This is a genomic window from Microcystis sp. LSC13-02, from assembly GCA_002282935.1.
Classification (GTDB): domain Bacteria; phylum Cyanobacteriota; class Cyanobacteriia; order Cyanobacteriales; family Microcystaceae; genus Microcystis.
In genome coordinates this window covers 655-14,348 of record MTBT01000093.1, presented here as the reverse complement: position 1 = coordinate 14,348, position 13,694 = coordinate 655, and the positions used below count along the sequence as shown (strand labels likewise).

11 protein-coding genes and 3 pseudogenes are annotated in these 13,694 nt (G+C 43.9%); 12 read left to right on the top strand and 2 right to left on the bottom strand.

Features of this window, described 5'->3' with window-relative positions:
• The 8 genes and pseudogenes from BGL89_RS21185 to BGL89_RS05470 all read left to right on the top strand — a co-directional run.
• Positions 1–85 (top strand): annotated as a pseudogene (locus tag BGL89_RS21185) (type II toxin-antitoxin system PemK/MazF family toxin); the annotation flags it as partial.
• 307 nt (positions 86–392) lie between these two features.
• Positions 393–602, top strand: a complete 210-nt coding sequence (locus BGL89_RS05500; protein WP_286824835.1) for a DUF2281 domain-containing protein — start codon at positions 393–395, stop codon at positions 600–602.
• Positions 603–670: 68 nt separating this feature from the next.
• Positions 671–1,000: pseudogene (locus BGL89_RS05495) on the top strand (PIN domain-containing protein); the annotation flags it as partial.
• A gap of 462 nt (positions 1,001–1,462) precedes the next feature.
• Positions 1,463–1,690, top strand: a complete 228-nt coding sequence (locus tag BGL89_RS05490; RefSeq protein WP_286824834.1) for a hypothetical protein — start codon at positions 1,463–1,465, stop codon at positions 1,688–1,690.
• Positions 1,687–1,962 carry a ParE family toxin-like protein gene (locus tag BGL89_RS05485; protein ID WP_046660479.1) on the top strand — a complete coding sequence of 92 codons (276 nt, stop codon included), beginning with the start codon at positions 1,687–1,689 and terminating at the stop codon, positions 1,960–1,962. The genes BGL89_RS05490 and BGL89_RS05485 overlap by 4 nt, the downstream gene beginning before the upstream one ends.
• Positions 1,963–2,194: 232 nt before the next feature.
• Complete coding sequence (locus BGL89_RS05480) at positions 2,195–4,177, top strand: type I restriction-modification system subunit M (protein ID WP_286824832.1); 1,983 nt, start codon at positions 2,195–2,197, stop codon at positions 4,175–4,177.
• The gene (locus BGL89_RS05475) at positions 4,147–5,793 is read left to right on the top strand and encodes a restriction endonuclease subunit S (protein WP_286824831.1); all 1,647 of its coding nucleotides are present in this window, start codon (positions 4,147–4,149) and stop codon (positions 5,791–5,793) included. Before BGL89_RS05480 ends, BGL89_RS05475 begins: the two co-directional genes overlap by 31 nt.
• Positions 5,794–5,810: 17 nt before the next feature.
• Positions 5,811–6,233 (top strand): type II toxin-antitoxin system VapC family toxin, encoded by a 423-nt coding sequence (locus BGL89_RS05470; protein WP_286824830.1) that lies wholly within the window; start codon positions 5,811–5,813, stop codon positions 6,231–6,233.
• Between the two features lie 79 nt (positions 6,234–6,312).
• On the opposite strand, the gene dusB is transcribed toward BGL89_RS05470, so the two are convergent.
• Entirely contained in the window at positions 6,313–7,320 is a 1,008-nt protein-coding gene (gene dusB / locus BGL89_RS05465; RefSeq protein WP_286824828.1) for a tRNA dihydrouridine synthase DusB, read from the bottom strand.
• Positions 7,321–7,518: 198 nt separating this feature from the next.
• Between dusB and BGL89_RS05460 the strand changes: the two genes are divergently transcribed.
• Both BGL89_RS05460 and BGL89_RS05455 read left to right on the top strand, forming a co-directional pair.
• On the top strand, positions 7,519–9,093 hold the full coding sequence (locus tag BGL89_RS05460; protein WP_286824827.1) for a glucose-6-phosphate isomerase: 1,575 nt from the start codon (positions 7,519–7,521) through the stop codon (positions 9,091–9,093).
• Positions 9,094–9,408: 315 nt separating this feature from the next.
• A complete protein-coding gene (locus BGL89_RS05455) occupies positions 9,409–10,623 on the top strand; it encodes an ABC transporter permease (RefSeq protein ID WP_286824826.1) in 1,215 nt (404 codons plus the stop codon).
• Positions 10,624–10,628: 5 nt separating this feature from the next.
• On the opposite strand, the gene hisD is transcribed toward BGL89_RS05455, so the two are convergent.
• Entirely contained in the window at positions 10,629–11,885 is a 1,257-nt protein-coding gene (hisD, locus tag BGL89_RS05450; protein WP_286824825.1) for a histidinol dehydrogenase, read from the bottom strand.
• Between the two features lie 298 nt (positions 11,886–12,183).
• On the opposite strand from hisD, the gene accC reads away from it, so the two are divergent.
• Together accC and BGL89_RS05440 are read left to right on the top strand one after the other, a co-directional pair.
• A complete protein-coding gene (gene accC / locus BGL89_RS05445; protein WP_286824823.1) occupies positions 12,184–13,530 on the top strand; it encodes an acetyl-CoA carboxylase biotin carboxylase subunit in 1,347 nt (448 codons plus the stop codon).
• Positions 13,531–13,573: 43 nt separating this feature from the next.
• Positions 13,574–13,694, top strand: a pseudogene (locus BGL89_RS05440) (Uma2 family endonuclease); the annotation flags it as partial.

Here is a 13,694-nt window from a genome sequence, read left to right as displayed (position 1 = left end):
TATTCGTAAATTAGGAAGCGTTTCTGAAATTACAATGCTGGAAATTGTAGCCTCCATTGCTACTGTAATCGAATTTGAGGTCTAACAAATCTTGCACCCGACTAATGCGACTGATGCTGGAAAATAGACCAAAATGGCGGGTGAATTCAGCTGGTAGGGTGCGTTCCCTAATGTGGCTCCTACTGCTCCACTAATAGATTTTTGGGGAACGCACCCTGTGCGATGTCGAAGGCACTGGGTAGCACCCCTAGATGGGGTTGGAGGGCTTGCTTTAGGGCGCTATACTGGGTTATAGGGGTTTTCAAGATTAGTGCTATTTCTTATCAAATCCTATGCTAGACTGGTGGTAGATTAGTTATCAACTACTACAAAAAGTTGAATTGGTAAAACACATGAGTACATCAGCAAAATCACTAGAAGAACTGGTGAGACAATTATCCCCCCAGTTAAAGGTTGAAGTACAAACGTTTGTAGAGTCACTTTTAAGTAAATCTAACCAACCCATAAGACGTAAACTCCGTCAAGACTGGGCAGGAATGCTTAAAACCGATTACACATCAATTGAGTTACAGCATCTTGCAGTTGAATGGAGAAATAGCTAGTGTTTCTTCTGGATACGAATATTTGGCTAGAACGCTTATTAGGATAAGGAGTTGTTGCGGAGCTACTTGATACGCTCTCGCCCTCTGATATGTGTATGACTGATTTTACTTTACATTCTATCGGGGTGATCTGTAATCGGCTGAATCAAAGAGACGTTTTTATCAAATTTGTGGATGACATTTTGATTGATGCTGGTGTTGTACTGGTCAGTGTCCCTGCTAACCAAATGAAGAGAGTCGTAGAAATAATAGATCTCTTTCGCTTGGATTTTGATGATGCTTACCAATATGTTGCTGCCGAGCTTGAAAAAGCTACTATTGTGAGTTTTGATCAAGATTTTGACAGGACAGAGCAAAGACGTTTGACTCCTATGCAAGTGCTTAAAATTAGAAATTAATTGCTTGCTCCCGTCAGTGCGATGCCGAACGCAATCTTGTAGGGTGCGCTCCCTAATGCAAGTCCTACTGCTCCAGCGATCGATTTTGGGGAACACACCATGGTCATTGATTCAAGCAAGTGATTACTCCTAGTCCCTGCAACTGTTCCCTGTGTGCGGCTATAATCGCCAGTACCTTATCCCGTTTCATCGAAAATTTTGGGTGGGAAACCCCGCCGTTCTAGGTTGGCTTTACGTTAGAATTAAAAAGACCGTCTCGAAAACCAAGTGGGCGGAGTCGCGCGCAACAAGTACAAGAAGCGTTTAGTCAGAACCGTACCGTGGGACACACGGAATCGGGCTTCTGAAAGGTCGCGAAAGTCTGTGAACTTTATTCGGAAAGTTTCTGTATAATTAATAGTTGAATTGCAAGAGTAGAAAAAGTAGTAAAATAGTTCAATACCCATAAAACATGAACAAAACATGACTACTCTGTTGCAAAAAGCATTCACAGAAATCCAGAAACTGCCAGAGTTTCTTCAAGATGAACTTGCTCAACAATTGCTGGAAGACATTGAAAGTGAATTAAAATGGCAGAAAAGCCTTTCCAACGAGGATCTGGAATTGGGAGCTTTAATAACAATGGCACAGGAAGCCCTTATAGAAGAACAAGAGGGGAGAACAGAAGATAAAGGCTTTGGGGAAGAATGAAGTCAGCAAGAACCAAGAGGTTTCGTCAACTTTTTCTAAGTTTGCCGCAAAGGGTACAAGAAACAGCCAAGAAAAATTACGAGATTTGGAAAGAAAATCCATTTCACCCCAGCCTAGAGTTCAAAGAGGTGAAACCAAGAGAAAAAATCTGGTCAGTCAGAGTCGGCATTGGATGGCGAGCATTAGGGATTAAAAAGTCAGACGAAGAAAAGATAGTTTGGTTCTGGGTTGGGTCGCACTCCGAGTATGACAAGATTCTAGGTAAGAATTAGGAGCGATCTAACCAATCACTGCACTGGACCGAGAGTTAGACTAATAATATTATTCAAGGTTGATGATAGCGGGTCAGTGCGATCGCCGATCAACTTGGTCTGGGTTGACGGCCAACGGTTGACCCGCTATCAGTTCTTCCAGCCTGTAAATTTAAAATAAGCAGTTGGTCATAGCAGATCATTTACCGGTAAAACATTAAGGAAGGTAAATTTTCTTTGTGGGGGGAGGGCAATGTCTAAGCTCTTAGCAACACTTCCAGATGGTAAGGTCTGTGATTTCATAGATCAGAAAATCCGTAACGATACGCCCGAAGAGTATGTTCGTCAAAACATCGAGCGTCGTTTAGTGCTGGAATTGGGCTATTTGCCAGAACAGATCGAGGTTGAGTATCCAATTAAGCAGGGTAGTAAGACTGTTCGAGTGGATCTGGCTATTTTCCGTGAGGGCGATCAACACAATCAGGAAAATATTTGGATCGTTATTGAGTGCAAAAAAGACTCAGTAACACCCTCAGCCAGTAAAGACGGGATTGAACAACTTCGATCTTATATGGCGGCTTGTGATAACTCTGAATGGGGGATGTGGACAAATGGTAGGAAAAAGACCGTCTTGCGCCGCATTAGGACAAAGGAAGGCATTGAGTATGAAGAGCCTAATGATATTCCTTCTAAGAATGGTAATGTTGAGGAAGTTGATCGCCCAACTCGTGATGCTTTAAAAAATGCAGTTGGTGATAATTTACTGTTTTCTTTTAAGATTTGCCACGATCATATTTATGTGACTGATGGGCTACAAAAACAACCTGCCTTTTTTGAGCTTTTAAAGGTTATTTTTTGCAAGATTCATGATGAACGCAATTTTCCTAATCCATTGGAATTTTATGCAACAGCAAAAGAGAAAAAGAGTAATGATGGGCGGTTAACTGTTTTTAATCGCATTAGCAAAATTTTTAGCGCAGTTAAGAAACAATATCCTGCTATTTTTGACGCAAATGATGAGATTAAACTTCAACCGCGTTCTTTAGCTTATATCATCGGTGAGCTTCAACGCTATAGCTTTTTGAGTACAAATATTGATGTTAAAGGAAAAGCCTATGAAGAACTGGTTGGCGCAAATTTAAGGGGCGATCGCGGTGAGTTTTTCACACCTCGCAATGTCCAAAAAATGACCATTCGGATGCTTGAGCCAAAAGTCACTGATAAGATTCTCGATCAATCCTGTGGGACGGGTGGCTTTCTGGTAATTGCGATGAATGAAGTCATTAAAAAGTTAAAACTACAAGCAGGAGTAACTGAACAGTCAGAGCCTTGGATGCAAAATGCACTGAATTCTAAAATTCAAGAAACAGCTAAAGCTAATTTCTTTGGGATTGATATTAATCCAGATCTTGTAAAGGCTACCAAGATGAATATGGTGATGAACAATGACGGCTCTGGAAATATTCTTAGACAAGATTCTTTGTTGCATCCTCATCAATGGGAAGATAGTTTTCGCAAGCAATTTGCAAAGGCTTTAGATATCGACCCCAAAACTCTACGCAGTGAAAAAGATCTGGGTCATTTTGATTTAATTGCAACAAATCCGCCTTTTGGTTCAAAGTTACCAATTAAGGACGAAGAAACCTTAAAACAATATCAGCTTGCCCACGTTTGGAAAGAAACTGAGTCTGGATGGGAACCAACAGAACAACTTCAAGGTTCTGCATCTCCCGAAATCCTATTTATTGAACGATGCTGGCAGTTTTTGAAACCAGAGGGACGTATGGGAATCGTTTTGCCTGATGCAATTTTGGGCGCTCCTGGGTTGCTTTATGTACGGTATTGGTTAATTAAGCATTGCCGAATTGTTGCTTCGATTGACCTACATCCTGATACTTTTCAGCCTCGCAATGGGACGCAAACTTCGGTTTTGATTCTTCAGAAAAAGACTGAAAAGGAAATCGATCAAGGAACAATGTCTGATTATGAAATCTTTATGGCACAGGTGAAGGCGATCGGGCATGATAAGCGGGGTAACATCACCTACAGACGCAATGAGGAAGGGGAAGAGATACTGGTTCCAACTAATCCAGAGTCAATCCCTTTGATCGAGCGAACGGCCACGGGTGAAGGTGTGGCTAGACCGCTACCTCGTCAAAAGGTTGAGGATGATGATACGGATTTGGTAGCTAATGAGTTTATTGAGTGGAAGAAAAAGGTGGTACTAGGATGGTAACTTACGCTTTTAAATCTGATTACACGCCAGAGATACCTGATGAAGAGTCGGAGAAGCTATCAACGACGATCAAGCTCAGTGAAGTATTTGCTGCTGGTGTGCGTCTAGAGGCTTCTGCTTTTAGCATTGAGGCTCATAATGCAGTTACAGCTTTGACAAATAGTGGTTTACCTCTCATCCCGCTTTATGGCAAGGAAGGTCTTTGTCAGGAAGCTCATAATGCTTTTCGCTTTAAGCGAGTTTATGTAGATACTGAATACGGTATTCCATTTCTTTCAAGCTCAGATATTATTAGTTTGCGTCCAAGAATAGAAAATTATTTGAGCCGTAAATATACACTAAATCTATCTAAACTTTTAATTCAAAAATGGGATATTTTAATTTCTTGTTCGGGAACTGTTGGTAATATTAGTTTGGCTTGCGAAACACTAGCAGGGAAAGCACTTTCGCAGCACGCTATTCGACTTCGTGCAACTGATCCTGATTTAGCAGGTTTTATTACGGCTTTTCTTCGTAGTCGATATGGTCGTCCTCAATTAACACAATCAACTTATGGATCAGTTATTGTTCATATTGAGCCTAAACATCTTGAAAGAGTTCTAATTCCCGATTTGCCGCCGATTCGTCGGATTGAAATTGGTCGTTTGATGTGTAAAGCGGGAGAATTGCGTGATGAGGCAAATCATTTGTTAGATGAAGCCGATCGCCTTCTCCATGAACGGTTAAACCTACCCTATCTCAAAGATATTGCTCCGCGTGGTAGTGCATCTTTTACAACTACGATCAAAGCCTCACAATTAATGGGACGCTTAGAAGGCAGTTTTCATAATCCCGAAGCGATCGCTGCTGAAAAACAACTAGCCAAGTTACCTGTTGAGATTACTAAAATTGGCGATCGGCGAGTCACTAAAGAAGTTAGAGCAATTACAAAGTTTAGAGAACGCACCTATGTTGAAAAGGGTGGAATTCCTATGCTTAGTAGTAAGCAACTTTTTAAAATCGATCCAATCGATGTTAAACGACTTGCCAAGGGCGCACATACCAAAGATTTACCGGAAATTCAACTAGAAGAAAACATGATCGCTGTTACTCGTTCTGGCACGATTGGGAAAGTACAGATTATTCCTAAATACATGGCAGCATGGACAGCTAGTGAAGATGCAACTCGGATCCTAGCATCTGATGATATTAATGCAGGTTATCTTTATGCTTGGTTAGCCTCAGATTATGGCTACTGTCTCATGACTCGATGTTCCTATGGTTCGGTAATTCTTGAAGTTGATAAAGAAATGTTTTCTTCTGTCCATATTCCATTACCTGAACCAGCTATTAGAAATGAAATTGGCGATCTAGTTCTCAAAGCTAACCAACTACGCGATCAGGCTTGGTGCAGTGAACAAGAAGCGATTTCTAAATTAGAAAAACTGATTTCTTCTAAATCAAATACACCTATGAATAATCAAACACCTATCGAGAGTTTCTCTTTAGCAAATATTAAATTTGACTATAATGCAGAACCAATCTGGGAATTAGCCGCCCGACTTTCTGCCAAAATTCCCAATGAAGAATGGGCAAAACTACCAAAAGACTTAGCCCAAAACTTTGACCATTATTAACAGCAACAGGATAGTTAGTGAGAGTCGTTTTCGCCGATACAGGTTATTGGGTTGCCCTACTTAACCCCAGTGATAATTTGCATAAAAAAGCTGTTCAGCTATCAAAAACATTGCATCCCGTCTATATTGTCACCAGTGAAGCCGTCCTTATCGAAGTCTTAAACGACTTTTCTAAACGTGGTGAGTATTTCCGTGACTTAGCCATAGAGCTAACTCAAAATTTGCGTTCTAACCCCAATGTTCGTATTGTTCCCCAAACCAGTGAGCAATTTGAACAAGGATTAAGACTATATCAACAGCGTAAAGACAAAGCATGGAGTCATACAGATTGCGTATCTTTCAAAATAATGGAAGAAAATGGAATCACAGAAGCACTCGCTTATGACAAACATTTTGCCCAAGCAGGCTTCACCGCTCTGATGCGGAATTGTCGGGTTTGAGTTCGCAAGTAAATGTACCTTGTCGATGATGCTGAGGAACCAGCAAAAGGTTCGTAAGAATCTACAGCTTACAGCACTGTTATCTGTAAATATTCTCGTTTTCAAGGTGTAATTGGGCAATAGCTCGATCAATTAAATCATAGCCCTCCCCCAGGGATTCGATCTGCGAAAACCGATCGCGCCAAATCGCCGCACCAGTAAAATCCTGACAATACCAAGCCAAATGTTTCCGCGCTTGCCAGATACCGCGTTGTCCCTTGTATAGCCATAGCCCTTGTAAATGCTCTTTAGCTAGGCTTAACAGGTCAATAGAGGTGGGTTTCGGCAAATTTTTGCCTGTTTTGAGGTAATAATCGATTTCCCCCACCAAATAGGGATAACCGAGGGTTCCCCGCGAACACATCACCCCATCGGCCCCGGTAAATTCCAAACAATTAATCGCCGCTTCCACAGAAACAATATCGCCATTAGCGATGACAGGAATCGATAAAACCTCCTTCACCCGTTTAATCCATTGCCAATCGGCTGGCCCGTGATAACCCTGTTCCCTAGTGCGTGCGTGCAGGGTCAACATTTGCGCTCCCGCATCTTCCAAACGACGGGCAAAATCGATAATATTAATCTCTTGAGCGTTCCATCCCAAGCGAGTTTTCACCGTTACCGGCACCGATACCGCTCCCACCACTTCCCTAACAATTTGCTCGGCAATTTCTGGCTGTCGTAAAAGCGAAGAACCGCCGCCTTTTTTAGTAATTTTATTAACAGGACAACCCATATTAATATCGATGGTCATCGCTCCTTCCTTAACCGCTTTTTCTGCCGCCACAGCCATAAAATCGGGACGGCAATCAAATAATTGCATACTAATTGGTTGTTCCTTGTCCCCGATAACCATCAATTGCGGTAACTCTTGCAGCTGGGAGATTTCTGTCGCGTTGACCATCTCCGTATAGAGCATGGAATCGGGAGCAAAGCGTCTCACCAAGCGCCGAAAAACTAAATCGGTGACACCGGATAAAGGTGATTGCAATACGCGGCTATGCAATGCTAAATTACCGATTTTGAGAGGGGATGAGTAAATAGTCATAGAATCGGTTGAAAAATCAACAGCCAACACCAGCAAACCGAACAATTAGGAGATAGTTCCGTCACTGTTAACATTTTGCCAACTCCTAATATAAGCTTAACCCTAATCGTCTAGCCTAAAAGTACCTGTACGATGATTGGGGAGGATAGAATCCTATCTCTCCTAAACAGGTAATTAAACAAAAATTTCGCTTTTTTTATGGATAATCTACAACTCTGGCAACGTTACCAAGATTGGTTATACTATCACCCCAACCTAGAACTTTATCTCGATGTCAGTCGGATTCCCTTCGATGAGGCTTTTCTCAAAGGTCTAGAAGCAAAATTTGAGCGCGCTTTCCAAGATATGACAGCTTTAGAACAGGGTGCGATCGCCAATCCCGACGAACAGCGTATGGTCGGCCACTACTGGCTGCGCGCTCCTGAACTCGCTCCTAACCAGGAATTGCGGGCTGAAATCACCGAACCCATAGCACAGATTAAAGAATTTGTCAAGAAAATTCACTCCGGAGCAATTAAACCGCCTGATCAAGAAAAATTTAGCCATATTCTCTGTGTAGGCATCGGGGGGTCTGCTTTGGGTCCCAAATTCGTCGGTTCGGCTCTAGCACCCGATTTTCCCCCCTTAGAGATTGCTTTTATTGATAATACCGACCCGAAAGGCATCGATCGCACCCTAGCCCATTTACCCTTAGCTACCACCCTCGTTATCGTCACCAGTAAATCCGGCGGCACTCCCGAAGCGAGAAACGGAATGTTAGAAGTCCGCAACGCTTACGAAAAACAAGATTTAGACTTTCCGCAACACGCGGTCGCCGTCACTATGCCGGGTAGCCAACTGGACAAATACGCCCAAGATTGGCTAACTCGTTTCCCTATGCAGGATTGGGTCGGTGGTCGTACATCAGAACTATCCGCTGTCGGTCTTCTCCCAGCCGCTTTGCAGGGTATCGACATTGATGAAATGTTAGCTGGGGCCAAAGAAATGGACATCGCCACCCGCGTCCATAACCTGAAAAAAAATCCTAGCGCCCTACTGGCTCTAGCTTGGTACCATGAGGGCAATGGCAAGGGAGAGAAAGATATGGTGATTCTGCCCTACAAAGACAGTCTCTATCTCTTTAGCCGCTATCTGCAACAATTGGTGATGGAGTCCCTCGGTAAAGAAAAAGACCTCGATGGCAACAAGGTGTACCAAGGTATCGCCGTCTATGGTAACAAAGGTTCTACCGACCAACACGCCTACGTTCAACAATTACGCGAAGGTGTTCCCAATTTCTTCGCCACTTTTATTGAAGTGTTAAAAGACCGACAAGGAGATTCCATGGAAGTGGAAACCGGCTCCACTACTGGCGATTTCCTCTCAGGATTACTGCAAGGTACTCGACAAGCTTTATACGAAAATAGTCGTCACTCTATCACTATCACTATCCCAGAGGTTACTCCCCGTCAGGTGGGGGCCTTAATCGCCCTCTACGAACGGGCCGTTAGTTTCTATGCTAGTTTAGTTAACATTAACGCCTACCATCAACCCGGGGTAGAAGCAGGGAAAAAAGCCGCCGCTTCCATTCTGGATTTACAGAGAAAAATCGTGCAAGTTGTTCGGGAAACGGGAACTGCTCTCGACCTAACCACTCTGGCGGCTAAAATCGGCTCTAGTGACCAAGTTGAGGCTATCTATAAAATCGTCCGTCATCTCAACGCTAATCGGCGCAGTTTAACTATTACTGGCGATTTAAGCAAACCGGAAACGATCCAAATCTCTACCCGCTAATCAGTTATCAGTTATCAGTTATCAGTTATCAGTTATCAGTTATCAGTTATCAGTTATCAGATGTAAGTTTTAAGTTAATTAGTTATTTATTTACCAGATGTAAGTTAATTAGCTATTTAGTTATTTATAGCGGTTCTCATATCTGTGTGGCACACTTTAACCTTTGCTGATTAAGCTTTTCAGGATTGAGAATGTACCTCTTGTCAACAGGAAACGCTATATCTTCATCTTTATCCCTGTTTACTGATTACTGATTACTGTTTACTGTTTACTGTTTACTGATTACCGTTTACTGATCACTGAATATAACTAACCATGGAAATGCTCGAAAACCTGAAAATGGCTTTTTCCGCTTTGATGGGCAATAAACTGCGTAGTGGTCTGACCATGCTAGGAATTGCTATCGGTAACGCCTCCGTCATTGCCCTAGTGGGAGTGGGTGAAGGAGCGCAAAAAGTCGCCCTCGAGCAGTTTGAAGCCCTCGGTCCGAATGTTTTATTTGTTTCCACCTCCTCGCGCAATGTCCGGCGGACAATTCCTAATCCCCGGCCTCTCACCTACGAAGATGCTCAAGCGCTCGCAGCTCAAGTTCCCGCCATTGCCGCCATTTCTCCCGAATTGAGCGGTAAAAGAATTTTATCCTTCGGTAATAGAACCAGTAATAGTCCCCTGATTGGGGTGGGAGCCGAGTACCTAAACGTGCGTAACCGTCAACTATCTAAAGGTAGATTTATTATGGAATCTGACCTGAAACGGGATAATCGCGTGATTGTCTTGGGATCGGAATTAGCCAAAAATCTCTTTGGTAATCGCAATCCCGTCGGCGAAAATCTTCGCATCGGCAATCTTAGTTTTCAAGTTATTGGAGTTTTACAGGCGAAAGGCTCCTTATTTGAGGCTAATCAGGATGATCGAGCGTTAATTCCCCTAACTACTATGTCTAATCAGGTTCAAGGACGCAGAGCTATCTATGGCATTCCCCTGACTCATATTTCTGTCTTGGCGAAAAGCTCTGCCCAAATTAAAGCCGCCCAGTTTCAGATTAGCAACCTGCTGCAAATGCGTCATCAGGTCAGCGACGAGAATTATGTGCAGGTTTTCCCTCAAACCGCAGTCTTAGAAATGACCAAAGAGACTAACGATAGTTTAACTAGAATGTTAGCCTCGATCGCCAGTATTTCCCTTTTTGTCGGGGGAATCGGCGTAATGAATATTATGCTCGTGTCAGTCACGGAAAGAACCCAAGAAATCGGGTTAAGAAAGGCTTTAGGAGCCAAAGAAGGGGATATAAAAGGTCAATTTCTCATTGAATCGGTGATTTTAGCCACCACTGGCGGAATTATCGGGATTTTTGTCGGCATTCAAGGAATGTATCTAGCGGGAATTTTTGCCGCTTTAACCACCAGTGTCTCAATCCCTGCGATAATTCTCGCTTTAGGAGTGTCTAGTGCCATCGGTCTAATTTTCGGTGTTGTTCCCGCTCATCGTGCCGCTAAATTAGACCCAATAGTTGCTTTGAGAAGATTATAGTTTTTCTAGGTCTTGTCCTGACCTCGGGATTCTATACCCGCGTCCGTTGTCGTAAATCCCTCCGCTTGCGCTAATATTTGCAGATTGTGGGCTATGGAGGCGAAAGAATCGGCAGGATATTCGATTAAAGTGGCGGAATCGAGAAAAGTTTCCACTCCCACGGGACAACCCAAATAATCAGCCACCGCTTTTGGAGTAGTGGAACCGAGGAGAATAGTTCCCGATTGTCTCACAGAAGATAGCTTTTCCCAAGGCTCATCGATCATTAAGGATAAATGGGTGGGAGCAAAAAGATTCGATAATTCGATCGCTTTCTCCAATGATTCCACCACCACGATTAAACCATAATGAGCGATCGCTTTTTCCGTTAACAATCTCTGGGGATGTACCTGTAACTGTTTTTGCACTTCTTCCTGTACTATTAGGGCCAAAGCCCTATCCGTCGTCAATAAAATCGCTGCCGCTAGGGAATACTGTTCCGCTTGCGCTAATAAATCTAGGGCCAACTGCCTGGGATTGGCTTGACTATCGGCAATAATAACCAAATCAGAAGTAATAGAGAGATAATCGATTTTTACATGGTCAGAAACCAGTTTTTTAGCCAAATTAGTATAAAAATCACCTATTCCGGCAATCATCTCCACGGGAGCGATCGTTTTTGTACCGTAGGCTAAAGCGGCGATCGCCTGTGGTCCAGCCACCCGATAAATCTCACTAATACCCACCGATTGGGCTGCCACTAAAATCGCCGGATGGATGCGTAAATCTTCATCAGCAGGAGATACCATCACAATCCGTTTAACCCCCGCTATTTTGGCAGGAATCGCCTGTTGGAGCAATAAACTGAGATAGGCCCGTTTCCCATCGGGAACGACAATTCCCACGCTGTTAACCGGTTGATAACGTTTCCCCCGAACCGTACCATCCTCAGGAAACTGTACCCAAGCTTTGGGAAGACGCTGACGATGAAAAGCCTCCATTTTTTGACAGGCAACGGCGATCGCATTTAATAAATCCTGCGACACCTGTTGATAAGCAGCATCGAGTTCCGAGCCACTCACCTTCAGTTGTTGTAGATTAAGGGACTGTTGGTAGAATTTTTCCGTGTAATCCACCAACGAGCGATCGCCAGAAAGTCGCACCTGCTCGACAATCTCTCGGACAAGCGATTCTTTTTCCCGAATTTCCGGATCGTCGAACCGTTCCCGAATTCGTCTCAGTTCCGTTCTGGCTGACCATGGCTCTGTGATAATTCGCAACATCGAGCTATTATCCTCTAGGGGCGAAACGAGATTAAAAAGTTTTCACTCCTCACACTCTAGCTTATCGCTTTCAATCTTGACCGGGGAGGGAGACGAAGTCGGTTATTTTAGCCGTTAGTCGTTAGGGGGCAGGAGGCAGGAGATAGGGTGATAGGGTGATAGGGTGATGAGACAACTTCCCCACTTCCCCACTTCCCCACTTCCCCACTTCCCCACTTCCCGATTTCCCCAAGGGAACAAAACCAGATATTCTACTAAATAGTCGCCTATCACACCAGCCTGATCTCGTGGTCGTCCAATGCAGTTTGCCAAGATATTAATCGCCAATCGCGGGGAAATCGCCTTAAGAATCCTTCATAGTTGCGAAGAATTGGGCATTAGAACCGTTGCCGTCCACTCTACCATCGATCGCCATGCCCTTCACGTTCAACTGGCCGATGAGAGTGTTTGTATTGGTCCGCCCCCAAGCAGCAAAAGTTACTTAAATATCCCTAATATCATCTCGGCTGCCCTAACACGCAACGCCACGGCGATCCATCCCGGTTACGGTTTTTTGGCAGAAAACGCCCGCTTTGCCGAAATTTGTGCCGATCATCAGTTAACTTTTATCGGTCCGTCTCCCAGCGCTATTCTGGCTATGGGGGATAAATCTACCGCTAAAAAAACCATGCAAAAAGCGGGAATTCCCACTATCCCTGGCAGTGGTGGTTTAATTACCTCAGAAGCGGAAGCAAAACGTATCGCTGATGACATCGGTTATCCTGTCCTGATTAAAGCCACCGCCGGCGGTGGAGGGCGTGGGATGCGTCTTGTCAATAGTTCAGATGAACTAGGTGATATGTTAAAAGCCGCCCAAGGGGAAGCAGCAGCGTCTTTTGGCAATTCAGGAGTATATCTAGAAAAATTTATCGAATGTCCCCGACATATCGAGTTTCAGATTTTGGCCGATAGTCACGGTAACGTGATCCATTTAGGAGAAAGAGACTGTTCGATTCAGCGACGACACCAAAAACTGCTAGAAGAAGCACCCAGCCCCTTCTTAACGCCCCATTTACGCTCAAAAATGGGTAATGCCGCCGTTAAAGCCGCTAAATCGATTAATTACGTCGGGGTGGGAACTGTGGAATTTTTAGTCGATAAACACGGCAATTTTTACTTCATGGAAATGAACACCCGTATTCAGGTGGAACACCCCGTCACGGAGATGATCACGGGGATAGACCTGATCCGAGAACAAATTCTGGTGGCACAGGGCGAAAAACTGCAAATTAAGCAAGATCAGGTGATATTTAGAGGGCATTCGATCGAGTGTCGCATTAATGCCGAGGATCCCGATCACAATTTTCGCCCTCACCCCGGCAAAATTAGCGGTTATCTGCCCCCCGGCGGTCCCGGTGTCCGCATGGATTCCCACGTTTACACCGATTACGAAATCCCCCCCTATTACGATTCCCTAATCGGTAAATTAATTGTCTGGGGAGAAAATCGCGAAACTGCGATTAAACGCATGAAACGCGCCCTGCGGGAATGTGCGATCACGGGAGTACCGACGACTATTGATTTCCATCGTAAAATACTGGAAACTCCCGCCTTTTTAGCCGGAGATGTTTACACTAATTTCATCCAAGAACATCTCTTGCCCTAGCGCGTTAACATGAATTTTAGACGAGAGTAGGTTGGGGATAATAATGACAGTAGAAGTTAAATTTAACTCGTTTCAACTCAGCGATGAACAGTTCTTTCAACTTTGTCAGGATAACCGAGATTTGCGCTTGGAACGCAACCCAAAAGGAGATTTAATTATTATGC